This is a genomic window from Leclercia sp. 119287, assembly GCF_009734485.1.
GTDB classification, from domain to species: domain Bacteria; phylum Pseudomonadota; class Gammaproteobacteria; order Enterobacterales; family Enterobacteriaceae; genus Enterobacter; species Enterobacter adecarboxylatus_C.
Genome location: NZ_CP046445.1, coordinates 750574 through 767857, shown reverse-complemented (window position 1 = coordinate 767857; position 17284 = coordinate 750574). Strand labels below are relative to the sequence as shown.

Sequence of the window (17284 nt, the reverse complement as noted above, 5' to 3'; positions counted from 1 at the left end):
TAACCACGGCAGAAATGTCCACATAGATTATTTGCACGGCGTCACACTTTCCCATGTCACAGCAAAATCATCCATAAGATTAGCGGATCCTGCCTGACGATTTTTCCCCTCACTCTCTAATGTTCATTCATATCTGTTTTTTGATGGAGCAACACCATGGCAATTGCGATTGGCCTCGATTTTGGCAGTGACTCAGTACGCGCCCTGGCAGTGGAGTGCACAACGGGTCAGGAGATAGCAACCAGCGTTGAGTGGTACCCGCGCTGGCAGGAGGGGCGCTTCTGCGATGCGCCGAACAATCAGTTCCGCCATCATCCTCGCGACTACATTGAGTCGATGGAAGCGGCGATCAAAACCGTGCTGGCTGAATTAAGCGAAGCGCAACGCAGCCAGATCGTCGGCATTGGCGTGGACAGTACCGGCTCCACCCCGGCCCCGATTGACGCCGACGGCCACGTGCTGGCGCTGCGCCCGGAGTTTGCCGATAACCCGAACGCCATGTTCGTGCTGTGGAAAGACCATACCGCGGTGGAAGAAGCCGAGGCCATCACCCGTTTGTGCCATCAGCCTGGCAAAAGCGACTACTCCCGCTACATCGGCGGCATTTACTCCAGCGAATGGTTCTGGGCGAAGATCCTGCACGTGACCCGCGAGGATCGGCGCGTTGCCGAGGCGGCGGTGTCATGGATTGAGCTGTGCGACTGGGTTCCGGCCCTGCTCTCCGGCACCACCCGCCCTCAGGATATCCGTCGCGGCCGCTGCAGCGCCGGGCACAAATCCCTCTGGCATGAAAGCTGGGGTGGCCTGCCGCCTGCCGCCTTCTTTGACGAACTCGACCCAATCATCAACCAGAACCTCAACTACCCGCTGTTTACCGACACCTGGACTGCCGATATCCCGGTGGGCACCCTGTGCGCCGAGTGGGCGGAACGCCTTGGCCTGCCGCAGCACGTCGCCATCTCCGGCGGCGCATTTGACTGCCATATGGGCGCGGTCGGTGCCGGTGCCCAGCCGAATACGCTGGTGAAAGTGATCGGCACCTCCACCTGCGACATTCTGACGGCGGATAAAGCCAGCGTCGGCGACCGCGCCGTGAAAGGCATCTGCGGCCAGGTGGACGGCAGCGTGGTGCCGGACTTTATCGGCCTCGAAGCGGGGCAGTCCGCCTTCGGGGATATCTACGCCTGGTTTGGCCGGGTGCTGGGCTGGCCGCTGGATCAGCTGGCGGTCGCACATCCGGAACTGAAAACCCAGATCGACGCCAGCAAGAAGCAGCTCCTGCCGCAGTTGACCGAGGCGTGGGCCAAAAATCCGTCCCTCGACCATCTCCCGGTGGTGCTCGACTGGTTTAACGGCCGCCGCACGCCGAATGCTAACCAGCGTCTTAAAGGGGTCATAACCGATCTGAATCTCGCCACTGACGCCCCGGCGCTGTTCGGCGGGCTGGTGGCCGCCACCGCCTTTGGCGCACGCGCCATTATGGAGTGCTTCACCGAGCAGGGGATCGCCGTTAATGAGGTGATGGCCCTGGGCGGTATCGCCCGTAAAAACCCGGTGATCATGCAGGCCTGCTGCGACGTGCTGAATCGGCCGCTGCAGATTGTCGCCTCCGATCAGTGCTGCGCCCTGGGCGCGGCGATCTTCGCCGCGGTCGCTGCGGGGGTACATGCCGATATCCCGACGGCGCAGCAGCATATGGCGAGCCAGGTGGAAAGCACCCTGCAGCCGCGCCCACAGCAGGCACAACGATTTGAACAGCTTTATCAGCGCTACCAGCAGTGGGCGAAGAGCGCTGAGCAGCACTATCTCCCTGTCGCCGCCCCGGTTAAGAGCATCCCGGAATCTACGGCAACCCTGACACATTAAGGACACGATAATGACGATTTTTAATAATTATGAAGTGTGGTTTGTGATTGGTAGTCAGCATCTTTACGGGCCGGAAGCCCTGCGCCAGGTGACTCAGCACGCAGAACATGTGGTCAACGCTCTGAATGCGGAAGCAAAACTGCCGTGCAAACTGGTATTGAAGCCGCTGGGCACCTCGCCGGACGAAATTACCCATATCTGCCGCGATGCCAACTATGACGACAAATGCGCCGGGCTGGTGGTGTGGCTGCACACCTTCTCCCCGGCCAAGATGTGGATCAACGGCCTCGCGATCCTCAACAAACCGCTGCTGCAGTTCCATACCCAGTTCAACGCGGCCCTGCCGTGGGACAGCATCGACATGGACTTTATGAACCTGAACCAGACCGCGCACGGCGGCCGCGAGTTCGGCTTCATCGGCGCGCGTATGCGCCAGCAGCACGCGGTGGTGACCGGCCACTGGCAGGATAAACAGGCCCACCAGCGTATTGGCTCGTGGATGCGCCAGGCGGTATCGAAGCAGGATACCCGTCAGCTGAAAGTGGTGCGCTTCGGCGACAACATGCGTGAAGTGGCGGTGACTGACGGCGACAAAGTGGCCGCGCAGATCAAATTTGGTTTCTCCGTCAATACCTGGGCGGTGGGCGACCTGGTGCAGGTCGTCAATGAGGTCAGCGACGGTGACGTCGGCGCGCTGGTCGATGAGTACGAAAGCAGCTACCGCCTGACCGCCGCGGCGCAAATCAACGGCGACAAACGCCAGAACGTGCTCGATGCGGCCCGTATTGAGCTGGGTATGAAGCGCTTCCTGGAACAGGGCGGCTTCCATGCCTTTACCACCACCTTTGAAGATCTTCACGGCCTCAAGCAGCTGCCGGGCCTGGCGGTACAACGTCTGATGCAGCAGGGCTACGGCTTTGCCGGCGAAGGCGACTGGAAAACTGCCGCTCTGCTACGCATCATGAAAGTGATGTCGACCGGTCTGCAGGGCGGCACCTCCTTTATGGAGGACTACACCTACCACTTCGAGAACGGCAACGATCTGGTGCTGGGCTCGCACATGCTGGAAGTCTGTCCGTCGATCGCAGTGGATGAAAAACCGATCCTTGACGTTCAGCACCTCGGCATCGGCGGCAAAGCCGATCCGGCGCGTCTGATCTTCAACACCCGCACCGGCCCGGCCATCAACGCCAGCCTAATCGATCTGGGGGATCGTTTCCGTCTGCTGGTTAACTGCGTTGACGCCGTGGAAACGCCACACTCGCTGCCAAAACTGCCGGTGGCTAACGCCCTGTGGAAAGCCCAGCCGGATCTGGCGACCGCGTCCGAAGCCTGGATCGTGGCGGGCGGTGCCCACCATACCGTCTTCAGCCATGCGCTGGATCTCAAAGACATGCGTCAGTTCGCGGAGCTGCACGACATCGAGCTGACCGTGATTGATAACGACACCCGTATGCCGGCGTTCAAAGACGCCCTGCGCTGGAACGAAGTCTATTACGGTTCAAAACGTTAACAGGGGAACCTTTGGCCTGCCGCAGGGCAGGCCTTTTTTCCTGGAGGATACATGCTGGAAGATCTTAAACGTCAGGTACTCGAAGCTAACCTGGCCCTGCCGGAACATAATCTCGTCACCCTGACCTGGGGCAACGTCAGCGCGGTCGACCGCGAAGCTGGCGTATTCGTCATTAAACCGTCCGGCGTCGACTACCGGGTGATGACCGCCGACGATATGGTAGTGGTCAGCATCGCCACCGGCGAAGTGGTGGAAGGAACGAAAAAGCCCTCCTCCGATACGCCGACCCACCGTCTGCTGTATCAGGCTTTCCCGTCGATTGGCGGCATCGTCCACACTCACTCCCGCCACGCGACCATCTGGGCGCAGGCCGGACAGCCAATCCCGGCGACCGGCACCACTCACGCTGACTATTTCTATGGCACCATCCCCTGCACCCGCAAGATGACCGATGCCGAGATCAACGGTGAGTACGAGTGGGAAACCGGTAACGTCATCGTCGAAACCTTTGAGAAACAGGGGATCGACGCGGCGCAGATGCCAGGGGTACTGGTTCACTCCCACGGCCCGTTCGCGTGGGGCAAAAACGCTGAAGATGCGGTACATAACGCCATTGTGCTGGAAGAGGTGGCCTATATGGGCATCTTCTGCCGCCAGCTGGCGCCACAGCTGCCGGATATGCAGCAGACCCTGCTGGACAAACATTATCTGCGCAAGCATGGTGCGAAGGCGTATTACGGGCAGTAAAAGCCGCCCGGTGGCCAGATAAGCGCAGCGCCATTCGGCAAAAGCACACTGTATAAAACCCCAGCAAAACACCCACAACCAGGCTATACTCACGCCTGGTTTTGTTTTATGAGACAACAGCGTGGCGCAGGCGCAAGAAGGCTTTTTACTGACCCGACACTGGCGGGATACCCCCCAGGGCACCGAAGTGGAGTTCTGGCTGGCGACCGACAAGGGCCCGCTGTACATCACCCTGCCGCCGCAGGAATCCGTGGCCTTTATTCCTGAGCCTGACGTCGAAAAAACCAAACAGCTTCTGCGCGGTGAGAACGGCTGGCGGCTGGCCCCCCTTGAACTGAAAGATTTCCAGCGTCGCCCGGTCTACGGCCTCTACTGCCGCGCCCATCGCCAGCTGATGCGCTATGAAAAACTGCTGCGCGAGGCGGGCGTGACGCTGTACGAAGCCGACGTTCGCCCTCCGGAACGCTTTCTGATGGAGCGCTTTATCACCGCCCCGGTCTGGGTGGACGGGACGCCCCGGGGCGATCGGCTGATCAATGCCCGCCTCAAACCCAACCCACACTATCGCCCGCCGCTGAAATGGGCGTCGGTGGATATTGAAACTACCCGCCACGGCGAGCTGTACTGCATCGGGATTGAAGGCTGCGGCCAGCGGGTGGTCTACATGCTCGGCCCGGCCAACGGCGATGCTTCCGGCCTCGATTTTGAGCTTATCTACGTGAACAACCGTCCGCAGCTGCTCGAGAAACTGAACGCCTGGTTTGCCCGGCACGACCCGGACGTCATTATCGGCTGGAACGTGGTGCAGTTCGACCTGCGGGTGCTGCAAAAGCACGCCGAACGCTACCGCATTCCGCTGTTGCTCGGGCGCGGTAACAGCGAGCTGGAGTGGCGCGAGCACGGTTTTAAAAACGGCGTCTTCTTTGCCCAGGCGAACGGGCGCCTGATTATCGACGGCATCGAAGCGTTAAAATCGGCCTTCTGGAGTTTTTCATCGTTTTCGCTGGAATCGGTGTCGCAGGAGTTGCTCGGTGAAGGCAAGTCCATCGACAACCCCTGGGACAGGATGGACGAAATTGACCGCCGGTTCGCCGAAGATAAACCGGCCCTGGCCACCTATAACCTGAAAGATTGCGAGCTGGTGACGCGCATTTTTCATAAAACCGACATCATGCCGTTCCTGCTGGAGCGCGCCACGGTTAACGGCCTCGCAGCCGACCGGCACGGCGGTTCCGTAGCGGCCTTCAGTCATCTCTATTTTCCGCGTATGCATCGGGCGGGCTATGTGGCCCCGAATCTCGGTGACGTGCCGCCCCGGGCCAGCCCCGGCGGCTATGTGATGGACTCCCGGCCCGGCCTGTACGACTCGGTACTGGTGCTGGATTATAAAAGCCTCTATCCGTCGATCATCCGCACCTTCCTTATCGATCCGGTCGGGCTGGTGGAAGGCCTGGCCCAGCCGGATGAACAGCACAGCACCGAAGGCTTCCTCGGGGCGCGTTTCTCACGGGAAAAACACTGCCTGCCGGAGATTGTCAGCCAGATCTGGCACGGGCGCGAAGACGCCAAACGTCACGGCAACAAACCTCTCTCTCAGGCACTGAAAATTATCATGAACGCCTTCTACGGCGTGCTCGGCACCAGCGCCTGCCGTTTCTTCGACCCGCGTCTGGCCTCGTCAATTACCATGCGGGGCCACGAAATCATGCGCCAGACCAAAGTGCTGATCGAATCTCAGGGCTATGACGTGATTTATGGCGATACTGACTCGACCTTCGTCTGGCTTAAGGGCGCCCGTAGCGAAGCGGAAGCGGCCGCTATCGGCCAGACACTGGTGACATACGTTAACGACTGGTGGCAGGCCCATCTGCAGCAGGCTGGCTTAACCAGCGCCCTGGAGCTGGAGTATGAGAACCACTTCTGCCGCTTCTTAATGCCCACTATCCGCGGCACCGACCAGGGCAGCAAAAAGCGCTACGCCGGGCTTATCCAGGAGGGGGACAAACAGCGGATGGTATTTAAAGGGCTGGAGACCGTGCGCACCGACTGGACCCCGCTGGCGCAGCACTTCCAGCAGGCGCTGTATCTGAAAATCTTCCGCCGCGAGCCCTATCAGGAGTTTGTGCGAGAGACCATTGCCAGCCTGATGGCGGGTGAACTGGATGACCAGCTGGTCTACCGCAAACGCCTGCGCCGCCCGCTGGCGGAGTATCAGCGCAACGTGCCGCCGCACGTTCGCGCCGCCCGGCTTGCCGATGAGGAGAACGTCCGTCTCGGGCGGGCACCGCAGTATCAGAATCGTGGCACCATCAGGTACGTCTGGACCACCAGCGGCCCGGAGCCGGTGGATTATCAGCGCTCTCCTCTTGACTATGAACACTACCTCAGCCGCCAGCTACAGCCCGTCGCGGACGGAATATTGCCCTTTATGGACGACGACTTTGCTACACTGATGACAGGTCAGTTGGGGCTATTTTGACAGGTGACGAAATCGCTGCCATCCAGTACCATAGCGCCCTTTCCATTCCCGGACCCATTATTCGATTACCGTCATTTCTGATCGGTGGTTGAACTATTGCCTGCAATTAAAGATTAGAGCCGAACAAATATGCCTTTTACACTTGGTCAACGCTGGATCAGCGACACAGAAAGCGAACTTGGATTAGGAACGGTAGTGGCGCTGGATGCGCGTATGGTCACTCTCCTCTTCCCCGCCACCGGTGAAAACCGTCTGTATGCTCGCAATGATTCCCCTGTTACCCGCGTGATGTTTAACCCGGGCGACACCGTTACCAGCCATGAAGGCTGGCAGCTGAAGATTGAAGACGTAAAAGAAGAGAATGGACTGCTCGCCTATATCGGTACTCGCCTCGATACCGATGAGACCGGTGTGATGCTGCGCGAAGTGCTGCTCGACAGCAAACTGGTGTTCAGTAAGCCGCAGGATCGCCTGTTCGCCGGTCAGATTGATCGTATGGATCGCTTCTCGCTGCGCTACCGCGCCCGTAAGTTCCAGAGCGAACAGTACCGCATGCCGTGGAGCGGCCTGCGCGGTCAGCGTACCAGCCTGATCCCCCACCAGTTAAATATTGCCCATGATGTTGGTCGCCGCCATGCGCCGCGTGTCCTGCTGGCCGATGAGGTCGGTTTAGGTAAAACCATCGAAGCAGGGATGATTTTGCATCAGCAACTGCTCTCCGGCGCGGCCGAGCGCGTGCTGATCGTGGTGCCGGAAACCCTGCAACACCAGTGGCTGGTGGAGATACTGCGTCGCTTCAACCTGCGCTTCTCCCTCTTTGACGATGAACGCTACGCCGAAGCCCAGCATGACGCCGATAACCCGTTTGAAACCGAACAGCTGGTGATTTGCTCCCTGGACTTTGTCCGCCGCAGCAAGCAGCGTCTCGAGCACCTGTGTGATGCCGAATGGGACATCATGGTGGTCGATGAAGCGCATCACCTGGTGTGGAGCCTCGATGCGCCAAGCCGTGAGTATATGGCGATTGAACAACTGGCCGAGCGCGTGCCGGGCGTGTTGCTGCTGACCGCAACGCCGGAACAGCTGGGTCTGGAGAGCCACTTTGCGCGTCTGCGCCTGCTGGATCCAAACCGCTTCCACGACTTTGAGCTGTTTGTCGAAGAGCAGAAAAATTACCGCCCGGTCGCGGATGCCGTAGCCCTGCTGCTGGCGGGCAAACATCTCTCCAATGAGGAGCTCAATACCCTGAGCGATCTGATTGGCGAACAGGATATCGAGCCGTTGCTGCAGGCCGCTAATAGCGATCGTGAAGGTGCCGATGCCGCGCGTCAGGAGCTGGTTTCCATGCTCATGGACCGCCACGGTACCAGTCGCGTCCTGTTCCGTAACACCCGTAACGGGGTGAAAGGCTTCCCGAAACGTGAACTGCACACTATCCGTCTGCCGCTGCCGACCCAATACCAGACCGCCATTAAGGTCTCCGGCATCATGGGTGCGCGTAAAACGGCGGAAGAACGTGCCCGGGATATGCTCTACCCGGAACAAATTTACCAGGAGTTTGAAGGCGACAGCGGCACCTGGTGGAACTTCGACCCGCGCGTTGAGTGGCTGATGGGCTACCTGACGGCCAACCGCTCGCAAAAGGTGCTGGTGATCTGCGCCAAAGCGACCACCGCCCTGCAGCTCGAACAGGTTCTGCGCGAGCGTGAAGGCATCCGCGCGGCGGTGTTCCACGAAGGCATGTCGATTATCGAACGCGACCGCGCGGCGGCGTGGTTCTCAGAAGAGGACAGCGGCGCACAGGTACTGCTGTGTTCCGAAATCGGCTCCGAAGGGCGTAACTTCCAGTTCGCCAGCCGTCTGGTGATGTTCGATCTGCCCTTCAACCCGGATCTGCTTGAGCAGCGTATCGGCCGTCTGGATCGTATTGGCCAGGCGTACGACATTCAGATCCACGTTCCGTATCTGGAAAAAACCGCCCAGTCCGTGCTGGTGCGCTGGTTCCATGAAGGGCTGGATGCGTTTGAACATACCTGCCCGACCGGTCGTACCATTTACGACAACGTACATAGCGAGCTGACAGGCTACCTGGCGACGCCGGAAAACACCGATGGCTTCGATGATTTGATCAAAACCTGTCGCGAACAGCACGAAGCGCTGAAAGCGCAGCTGGAGCAGGGCCGTGACCGTCTGCTGGAGATCCACTCCAACGGCGGCGAAAAGGCCCAGGCGCTGGCAGAGAGCATCGAAGAGCAGGATGACGATACCAGCCTGATCAGCTTCGCCATGAACCTGTTTGATATCGTCGGTATCAACCAGGACGATCGCGGCGAAAACATGATTGTGCTGACGCCGTCCGATCATATGCTGGTCCCGGACTTCCCGGGCCTGCCGGAAGATGGCTGCACCATCACCTTTGAGCGTGATGTGGCGCTGTCCCGTGAAGACGCGCAGTTCATCACCTGGGAGCACCCGCTGATCCGCAATGGTCTGGATCTAATCCTCTCCGGCGATACCGGCAGCAGCACCATTTCGCTGCTGAAGAACAAGGCGCTGCCGGTGGGTACACTGCTGCTGGAGCTCATCTACGTGGTTGAAGCCCAGGCACCGAAACAGCTGCAACTTAGCCGTTTCCTGCCTGCCACGCCGGTGCGTCTGCTGCTGGATAAAAACGGCACCAACCTGGCGGCGCAGGTGGAGTTTGAGAGCTTTAACCGTCAGCTGAGTGCGGTGAACCGCCACACCGGCAGCAAGCTGGTGAACGCGGTGCAGCAGGACGTGTATACCATTCTGCAGCAGGGTGAACCTCAAATTGAGAAAGCGGCGCGCGCACTGATTGACGCGGCGCGCAGCGAAGCGGATGAAAAACTGTCGGCAGAGCTGTCGCGTCTGGAAGCCCTGCGCGCGGTGAACCCGAACATTCGTGACGATGAACTGGCGGCGATTGAGAGCAATCGTCAGCAGGTGCTCGAAAGCCTGAATCAGGCGGGATGGCGTCTGGATGCGCTGCGTCTCATCGTCGTGACGCATCAGTAAGCGGAGCGCAACATGTTGATGGAACCCTACAATCCGCCGCAGGATCCGTGGCTGGTCATTCTATATCAGGATGAACATATCATGGTGGTCAACAAGCCGAGCGGCTTGTTGTCCGTGCCGGGCAGGCTGGATGAGCACAAAGACAGCGTGATGACGCGCGTTCAGCGCGATCATCCGCAGGCGGAGTCGGTTCATCGTCTGGACATGGCGACCAGCGGTGTGATTGTGGTCGCGCTGACCAAGGCGGCAGAGCGTGAACTGAAGCGTCAGTTTCGTGAGCGCGAGCCGAAAAAGCAGTACCTTGCGCGCGTCTGGGGACATCCACAACCGGCGGAAGGGCTGGTTGACCTGCCGCTGATCTGCGACTGGCCGAATCGCCCGATGCAGAAGGTCTGCTACGAGACCGGCAAAGCGGCGCAAACCGAGTATGAAGTGCTGGAATACGCGGCGGATAACAGCGCCCGCGTGCTGTTAAAACCGATTACCGGCCGCTCGCATCAGCTGCGTGTGCATATGCTGGCGTTGGGTCACCCGATTCTGGGTGACCGCTTTTACGCCACGCCAGAAGCCCGGGCCATGGCGCCGCGTCTGCAGCTGCATGCGGAGATGTTGACCATCACCCATCCGGAATATGGCACGCCGATGACCTTTAAGGCCCCGGCGGACTTTTGACCTGTTGCCCGGCGGCGCTTCGCTTGCCGGGCAATCCTCTTACTTGAAGCCCTTCTGCTCTTTAATGAGCTCGTAAGCTTTTTGAATTTCCTGCGCTTTTTGCTTCGCCATCTCCATCATCTCCGGTGGTAACCCTTTTGCCACCAGCTTATCCGGATGATGTTCGCTCATCAGTTTGCGATAGGCGCGCTTAATGGTCGTCGGCTCATCGGTCGGCTTCACGCCCAGCACGTTACAGGCATCTTCCAGGGTAGGGCCACGCTGCGCCTGCTGCCAGCCGCCACCGCCCGCCTGCTGTTGCTGATAGCCGTCGCCAAACTGCGCGCCGCCCTGCATCATGCGCAGAAACTGATCGAACTGGGTGCGGGAAATCCCCAGCTCTTCGGCAATCACGTACAGCACCGCACGCTCGTTCGGGTGGAGCGATCCATCGGCAAACGCCGCCTGAATCTGAATCTCCAGAAACATCCGAATTAAGTCGAATCGCCCGAAGCAGATGCTGCGGAACTGGCGCATTTTTTCGCGCAGAGGATAGTTATCCGCCTTGCCGATGCGAAATGCGTGTTGCGCCGCCGCACGGGAGTCGCCGTGCAGGTTCATACGATCCATAAACAGGCTGGCGATATGGATGTCGGCCTCGGTCACCCGCCCTTTCGATTTGGTCAGATGGCCCATCACCTCAAAGGTCGTGGCAAAAAAAAGTGCCTGACGTTCACGCTGGTTGGCAAACCAGGCCATCTTGCGACTTCGAGCTTTATCAAACATATGGCCGATAATCAGCCCCAGAACGATACCCCAGAAGCCCGCGCCCATCAGTAAAGCGAACGCCACGCCGATAATTTTTCCCCAATACTGCATATACTCCCCAAATGGTGATGTATTTGATCCCGCGAACGCCATCATTCCGGTGGCCTGGCCACGGTCAATTGAAGGACATCGCCTATAATTTGCATTATCATACTCGTCATTCAATAACGAGCCTATCACCACGGCTTGTTTACGGGCAGGATTAACGCTGGCACTGTGATGATGAGTAAGATAGTCTCTGACCGTTTGCCAGCGATAAGCCACTGATGACGGAACAATAAATAAAACGTATGAAAAAACGTATCCCCACCCTCCTGGCCACGATGATAGCTACTGCCCTGTACAGCCAACAGGGTATGGCAGCCGATCTCGCCTCGCAATGTCTGCTGGGTGTTCCCAGCTACGATCGCCCGCTGGTTCAGGGTGATACGAACACGCTACCGGTCACCATCACTGCTGACAATGCGAAAGGGAATTATCCTGACGACGCCGTATTTTCCGGCAATGTGGATATTAACCAGGGCAACAGCCGTTTGCTGGCTGATGAAGTGCAGTTGCACCAGAAACAGCCAGAAGGCGCGGCAGAACCGGTACGAACAGTGGATGCACTGGGTAATGTGCACTATGACGATAATCAGGTCATCCTGAAAGGTCCGAAAGCCTGGTCGAACCTGAACACTAAAGATACCAACGTCTGGGAAGGTGATTACCAGATGGTGGGCCGTCAGGGGCGCGGTAAAGCCGACCTGATGAAACAGCGCGGTGAAAACCGTTATACCATTCTGGAGAACGGGACTTTTACCTCCTGTCTGCCGGGATCTGATACCTGGAGCGTGGTCGGCAGCGAAGTGATCCACGACCGCGAAGAGCAGGTTGCGGAGATCTGGAACGCCCGCTTTAAGCTCGGCCCGGTGCCGGTCTTCTATAGCCCGTATTTGCAACTGCCCGTCGGTGATAAACGTCGTTCGGGCTTCCTGATCCCGAACGCTCAGTACAGTACCTCCAACTATTTCGAATTCTACCTGCCGTATTACTGGAACATCGCGCCCAATATGGACGCCACGATTACGCCGCACTATATCCATAAGCGCGGCAATATCATGTGGGAAAACGAGTTCCGTTATTTGACGCAAGCGGGCTCAGGCCTGATGGAGCTGGACTATCTGCCATCGGACAAAGTCTATGAAGACGAGCATCCCACCGAGGGCGATCGCCACCGCTGGTTGTACTACTGGCAACATGGCGGGGTGATGGATCAGGTCTGGCGTTTTAACGTTAACTACACCAAAGTCAGCGATCCGAACTATTTCAACGACTTCACGTCGAAATACGGCTCCAGCACCGACGGATACGCCACGCAGATCTTCAGCGCAGGCTATGCCGTGAAAAACTTTGACGCCACGGTGTCCACCCGCCAGTTCCAGGTCTTCAGCAGCCAGAACGCCAGCACCTATGGCGCGGAACCGCAGCTGGACGTCAACTGGTACCAGAATGATGTCGGTCCGTTTGATACCCGCGTTTACGGCCAGGCCGTGCATTTCGTGAATACCAACTCCGATATGCCTGAAGCTACCCGTATCCACCTTGAGCCGACGATCAACCTGCCGGTGTCGAACGACTGGGCCAGCCTGGATACTGAAGTCAAGCTGATGGCGACCCACTATCAGCAGGACAATCTGGAAACGTACAACACCAATAACGGCACCCATCTGGAAGAGTCCGTTAACCGTACGCTGCCGCAGTTTAAAATGGACGGCAAGCTGGTCTTAGAGCGCGACATGAACTGGAGTGAGGGTTACACCCAGACGCTGGAGCCGCGCGCGCAGTACCTGTATGTGCCGTATCGCGATCAGAGTAAAATCAATAACTACGACTCTTCACTGCTGCAATCAGATTACAGCGGTCTGTTCCGCGACCGTACCTATGGCGGCCTGGACCGTATTGCCTCGGCCAACCAGGTCACGACCGGCGTCACAACCCGCGTTTATGATGATGCTTCCGTTGAACGTTTTAATGCTTCTGTGGGTCAAATCTACTACTTCACAGAATCGCGTACTGGCGATGACAACATCAACTGGGAGAAAAGCAACAAAACGGGGTCCCTGGTCTGGGCTGGCGACACCTACTGGCGCATGACCGATCGCTGGGGTCTGCGTGGCGGTGTGCAGTACGATACGCGTCTGGATAACATTGCCACCAGCAGTGCCACCATTGAGTATCGCCGTGATGAAGACCGGCTGGTGCAGCTGAGTTACCGTTACGCCAGCCCGGAGTATATCCAGGCGACACTGCCTAACTTTGCTACGTCCGAACAGACCAAAGAGGGTATTTCGCAGGTGGGCGGTACAGCAAGCTGGCCGATCGCCGATCGCTGGTCGCTCGTCGGGGCGTACTACTTTGATACCAATCAGAGTAAGGCGGCCGATCAGATGCTGGGTCTGCAATACAGCTCCTGCTGTTACGCGATCCGTGTCGGTTACGAGCGCAAGCTGAATGGCTGGGATCCTGACAAAGGTCAGAGTGAATACGATAACGTCATCGGCTTTAACATCGAATTGCGTGGTCTGAGTTCCAACTACGGTCTGGGTACGCAGCAGATGCTGCGCTCACCGATTCTGCCGTACCGTAGTTCCTTGTGATGTAATTGATTTACAACGTAATCCGCATTGCGGTTAATTGATATGGAAAAAGTATGAAGAACTGGAAAACGCTGCTGCTCGGTATCGCTATGGTTGCGAATACCAGTTTCGCGGCCCCACAGGTTGTCGACAAAGTCGCTGCCGTTGTGAACAACGGTGTGGTACTTGAGAGCGACGTTGATGGTTTAATGCAGTCTGTGAAGCTCAACGCGGGTCAGGCAGGTCAGCAACTTCCGGATGATTCCACCCTGCGTCATCAGATCCTTGAACGTCTGATCATGGATCAGATCGTTCTGCAGATGGGTCAGAAGATGGGTGTGAAGATCTCTGATGAGCAGCTCGATCAGGCTATCGCTAACATTGCGAAGCAAAACAACATGTCAGCTGACCAGATGCGCAGCCGTCTGGCCTACGATGGCATCAGCTATTCGACCTACCGTAATCAGATCCGTAAAGAGATGCTGATTTCAGAAGTGCGTAACAACGAAGTGCGTCGTCGCGTAACTATCCTGCCACAGGAAGTGGACTCGCTGGCAAAACAGGTAGGCAATCAGAATGATGCCAGCACTGAACTGAACCTGAGCCACATCCTGATCCCACTTTCAGAAAACCCATCATCTGACCAGGTGGCTGAGGCGGAAAGCCAGGCGCGTTCTATCGTCGATCAGGCGCGTAACGGCGGCGATTTCGGTAAACTGGCTATTACCTATTCGGCTGACCAGCAGGCGCTGAAAGGTGGTCAGATGGGCTGGGGTCGTATTCAGGAGCTGCCTTCTATCTTCGCCCAGGCGCTGAGCACCGCGAAGAAAGGCGATATTGTGGGTCCAATCCGTTCCGGCGTTGGCTTCCATATTCTGAAAGTGAACGATCTGCGCGGCCAGAGCCAGAGCATTTCCGTCACCGAAGTGCATGCTCGCCATATTCTGCTGAAACCTTCCCCTCTGATGAATGACGATCAGGCGCGGGCGAAACTGCAGCAGATTGCCGCCGATATCCGCAGCGGTAAAACCTCCTTCGCCAACGCCGCGAAAGAGTTCTCTCAGGATCCTGGTTCAGCGAATCAGGGCGGCGATCTGGGCTGGGCGGCAGCGGATATTTACGATCCGGCCTTCCGCGATGCGCTGATGAAGATGAACAAAGGTCAGCTGAGCGAACCGGTTCACTCTACCTTCGGCTGGCACCTGATTGAGCTGCTGGACACCCGTAACGTAGATAAAACCGATGCGGCACAGAAAGACCGCGCATACCGCATGCTGTTCAACCGTAAGTTCTCGGAAGAAGCGGCAACCTGGATGCAGGAACAACGCGCCAGCGCTTACGTCAAAGTTCTGAGCAACTAATGAAACAACATCGTGTTGTCATCACTCCCGGCGAACCTGCCGGGATTGGTCCCGATCTGGTCGTCCAGCTTGCCCAGCGCAGCTGGCCTGTCGAGCTGGTGATCTGCGCCGACGCCAGCGTGCTTGAAGCGCGGGCGAAGCTGCTCAACCTGCCGCTCACGCTGCTGCCCTATCAGGCAGAAAATGCTCCCCTTCCCCAGCAAGCGGGCACCCTGACGCTGATGCCTGTTCCACTGCGCACGCCCGTCGTCCCCGGTCAACTGAGTACCGAAAATGGCCATTATGTAGTGGAAACCCTGGCGCGCGCCTGTGATGGCTGCCTGAGCGGAGAATTTGCAGCACTGATCACCGGGCCGGTGCATAAAGGGGCGATCAACGATGCCGGCGTGGCCTTTACCGGCCATACCGAGTTTTTTGAAGAGCGTTCCCACAGCGAAAAAGTAGTAATGATGCTGGCAACCGAGGAGCTGCGCGTTGCGCTGGCTACCACCCATCTGCCGATCAAAGCGGTTTCCGAGGCCATTACGCCGGATCTGCTGCGCGATGTGATTGCCATCCTGCACCATGACTTACGCACTAAATTCGGTATTGCCGATCCGCACGTGCTGGTGTGTGGCCTGAATCCGCACGCGGGCGAAGGCGGCCACATGGGAACGGAAGAGATCGACACCATCATTCCGGTGCTGGATGAGATGCGGGCCCAGGGGATGAATCTCAGCGGGCCGCTGCCTGCGGATACTCTCTTTCAACCAAAATATCTCGATCATGCAGATGCCGTGCTGGCGATGTACCACGATCAGGGCCTTCCCGTGCTAAAATACCAGGGATTTGGCCGCGGCGTGAACATCACCCTCGGTTTACCCTTTATTCGCACTTCTGTTGACCATGGTACTGCGCTTGATTTAGCGGGCCAGGGGAAAGCAGATGTCGGCAGTTTTATTACGGCGCTTAATCTCGCCATCAAAATGATTGTTAATACTCAATGAATACTCGCGTCCACCAGGGCCATTTAGCCCGTAAACGTTTCGGGCAAAACTTCCTCAACGATCAGTTCGTGATCGAAAGTATTGTTTCGGCTATCAATCCACAAAAAGGCCAGGCGATGGTTGAGATCGGGCCGGGTCTTGCCGCCCTGACCGAGCCGGTTGGCGAGCGTCTGGATGAACTGACCGTCATCGAACTGGACCGCGATCTGGCGGCACGTCTCCAGACGCATCCGTTCCTCGGGCCGAAACTGACGATTTATCAGCAGGATGCCATGACCATGAACTTCGGTGAACTTTCCGAGAAGCTTGGTCAACCGCTGCGCGTGTTCGGCAACCTGCCGTACAACATCTCCACCCCGCTGATGTTCCATCTGTTTAGCTATACTGATGCCATTGCTGACATGCACTTCATGTTGCAAAAAGAGGTCGTCAACCGACTGGTTGCAGGGCCAAACAGTAAAGCGTATGGTCGTTTAAGCGTGATGGCGCAATACTTCTGCAACGTGATCCCGGTTCTCGAAGTGCCGCCATCAGCCTTCACGCCGCCGCCAAAAGTGGATTCTGCGGTTGTACGTCTTGTGCCTCACAAAACGAAGCCGTACCCGGTTAAAGAACTGCGCGTGCTGAGCCGTATTACTACAGAAGCCTTTAACCAGCGCCGTAAAACGATTCGTAACAGCCTTGGCAACCTGTTTACTGTTGAAGTGTTAGCTCAGTTGGGTATCGACCCGGCAATGCGTGCGGAGAACATCTCGGTAGAACAGTACTGCAAGCTGGCTAATTACATCAGTGAAAATGCGCCGCCGAAGGAGAGCTAAGCCATGATTGATTCGCCCCGCGTATGTGTTCATGTACAAAGCATCTATATTGAGTCCCAGTCCACCCCGGATGAAGAGCGCTTTGTCTTTGCTTACACTGTAACCATTCGCAACCTGGGGCGGATGCCTGTGCAGCTCCTCGGGCGCTACTGGCTTATCACCAACGGCAACGGTCGTGAAATTGAAGTGCAGGGCGAAGGTGTAGTCGGTGAACAGCCGCACATTGATCCCGGCGAAGAGTATCAGTACACCAGCGGCGCGGTGATCGAAACGCCGCTGGGTACCATGCAGGGCCATTATGAAATGGTCGATGCCGACGGCAATGCATTCCGCATTGCCATTCCTGTTTTCCGTCTGGCTGTTCCAACACTCATTCACTAA

At 57.7% G+C, this 17284-nt stretch carries 12 protein-coding genes; 11 read left to right on the top strand and 1 reads right to left on the bottom strand.

What is annotated here, in order from left to right; translation table 11 throughout:
* Positions 1 to 156 precede the first annotated feature (156 nt).
* The 6 genes from araB to rluA all read left to right on the top strand — a co-directional run bounded on the left by araB (position 157) and on the right by rluA (position 10313).
* A complete protein-coding gene (gene araB / locus GNG27_RS03680; protein ID WP_156262898.1) occupies positions 157 to 1866 on the top strand; it encodes a ribulokinase in 1710 nt (569 codons plus the stop codon).
* Positions 1867 to 1876: 10 nt separating this feature from the next.
* On the top strand, positions 1877 to 3379 hold the full coding sequence (gene araA, locus GNG27_RS03675) for an L-arabinose isomerase (RefSeq protein ID WP_156262897.1): 1503 nt from the start codon (positions 1877 to 1879) through the stop codon (positions 3377 to 3379).
* A 51-nt stretch (positions 3380 to 3430) separates the two neighbouring features.
* Entirely contained in the window at positions 3431 to 4126 is a 696-nt protein-coding gene (gene araD, locus GNG27_RS03670; protein WP_142488207.1) for an L-ribulose-5-phosphate 4-epimerase, read from the top strand.
* 121 nt (positions 4127 to 4247) lie between these two features.
* A complete protein-coding gene (gene polB, locus GNG27_RS03665) occupies positions 4248 to 6605 on the top strand; it encodes a DNA polymerase II (protein WP_156262896.1) in 2358 nt (785 codons plus the stop codon).
* A gap of 129 nt (positions 6606 to 6734) precedes the next feature.
* Positions 6735 to 9641: an RNA polymerase-associated protein RapA gene (gene rapA, locus GNG27_RS03660; protein ID WP_156262895.1), complete on the top strand. Its 2907-nt coding sequence runs from the start codon at positions 6735 to 6737 to the stop codon at positions 9639 to 9641.
* Positions 9642 to 9653: 12 nt separating this feature from the next.
* Positions 9654 to 10313 carry a bifunctional tRNA pseudouridine(32) synthase/23S rRNA pseudouridine(746) synthase RluA gene (gene rluA, locus GNG27_RS03655; RefSeq protein WP_142488204.1) on the top strand — a complete coding sequence of 220 codons (660 nt, stop codon included), beginning with the start codon at positions 9654 to 9656 and terminating at the stop codon, positions 10311 to 10313.
* Between the two features lie 39 nt (positions 10314 to 10352).
* Here rluA and djlA read toward each other — a convergent pair whose 3' ends face one another.
* Positions 10353 to 11171 (bottom strand): co-chaperone DjlA, encoded by an 819-nt coding sequence (gene djlA, locus GNG27_RS03650; protein WP_032616478.1) that lies wholly within the window; start codon positions 11169 to 11171, stop codon positions 10353 to 10355.
* A 239-nt stretch (positions 11172 to 11410) separates the two neighbouring features.
* Between djlA and lptD the strand changes: the two genes are divergently transcribed.
* Genes lptD through apaG form a run of 5 tightly spaced genes read left to right on the top strand, consistent with a single transcriptional unit; the run spans position 11411 to position 17284 of the window.
* Complete coding sequence (lptD, locus tag GNG27_RS03645; RefSeq protein ID WP_156262894.1) at positions 11411 to 13759, top strand: LPS assembly protein LptD; 2349 nt, start codon at positions 11411 to 11413, stop codon at positions 13757 to 13759.
* Positions 13760 to 13812: 53 nt separating this feature from the next.
* Positions 13813 to 15099: a peptidylprolyl isomerase SurA gene (gene surA / locus GNG27_RS03640; protein ID WP_156262893.1), complete on the top strand. Its 1287-nt coding sequence runs from the start codon at positions 13813 to 13815 to the stop codon at positions 15097 to 15099.
* Positions 15099 to 16085, top strand: a complete 987-nt coding sequence (gene pdxA / locus GNG27_RS03635; RefSeq protein WP_156262892.1) for a 4-hydroxythreonine-4-phosphate dehydrogenase PdxA — start codon at positions 15099 to 15101, stop codon at positions 16083 to 16085. Before surA ends, pdxA begins: the two co-directional genes overlap by 1 nt.
* On the top strand, positions 16082 to 16903 hold the full coding sequence (gene rsmA, locus GNG27_RS03630) for a 16S rRNA (adenine(1518)-N(6)/adenine(1519)-N(6))-dimethyltransferase RsmA (RefSeq protein ID WP_142488199.1): 822 nt from the start codon (positions 16082 to 16084) through the stop codon (positions 16901 to 16903). The genes pdxA and rsmA overlap by 4 nt, the downstream gene beginning before the upstream one ends.
* A 3-nt stretch (positions 16904 to 16906) precedes the next feature.
* Positions 16907 to 17284 (top strand): Co2+/Mg2+ efflux protein ApaG, encoded by a 378-nt coding sequence (gene apaG, locus GNG27_RS03625; RefSeq protein ID WP_142488198.1) that lies wholly within the window; start codon positions 16907 to 16909, stop codon positions 17282 to 17284.

What these genes read in the sequence shown, in the direction of transcription:
- surA (WP_156262893.1), top strand. Translation starts at nt 13,813, where the DNA reads ATGAAGAACTGGAAAACGCTGCTGCTCGGTATCGCTATGGTTGCGAAT.
- lptD (WP_156262894.1), top strand. Translation starts at nt 11,411, where the DNA reads ATGAAAAAACGTATCCCCACCCTCCTGGCCACGATGATAGCTACTGCC.
- djlA (WP_032616478.1), bottom strand. Translation starts at nt 11,171, where the DNA reads ATGCAGTATTGGGGAAAAATTATCGGCGTGGCGTTCGCTTTACTGATG.
- rapA (WP_156262895.1), top strand. Translation starts at nt 6,735, where the DNA reads ATGCCTTTTACACTTGGTCAACGCTGGATCAGCGACACAGAAAGCGAA.
- apaG (WP_142488198.1), top strand. Translation starts at nt 16,907, where the DNA reads ATGATTGATTCGCCCCGCGTATGTGTTCATGTACAAAGCATCTATATT.
- araB (WP_156262898.1), top strand. Translation starts at nt 157, where the DNA reads ATGGCAATTGCGATTGGCCTCGATTTTGGCAGTGACTCAGTACGCGCC.
- araA (WP_156262897.1), top strand. Translation starts at nt 1,877, where the DNA reads ATGACGATTTTTAATAATTATGAAGTGTGGTTTGTGATTGGTAGTCAG.
- rsmA (WP_142488199.1), top strand. Translation starts at nt 16,082, where the DNA reads ATGAATACTCGCGTCCACCAGGGCCATTTAGCCCGTAAACGTTTCGGG.
- araD (WP_142488207.1), top strand. Translation starts at nt 3,431, where the DNA reads ATGCTGGAAGATCTTAAACGTCAGGTACTCGAAGCTAACCTGGCCCTG.
- rluA (WP_142488204.1), top strand. Translation starts at nt 9,654, where the DNA reads ATGTTGATGGAACCCTACAATCCGCCGCAGGATCCGTGGCTGGTCATT.
- pdxA (WP_156262892.1), top strand. Translation starts at nt 15,099, where the DNA reads ATGAAACAACATCGTGTTGTCATCACTCCCGGCGAACCTGCCGGGATT.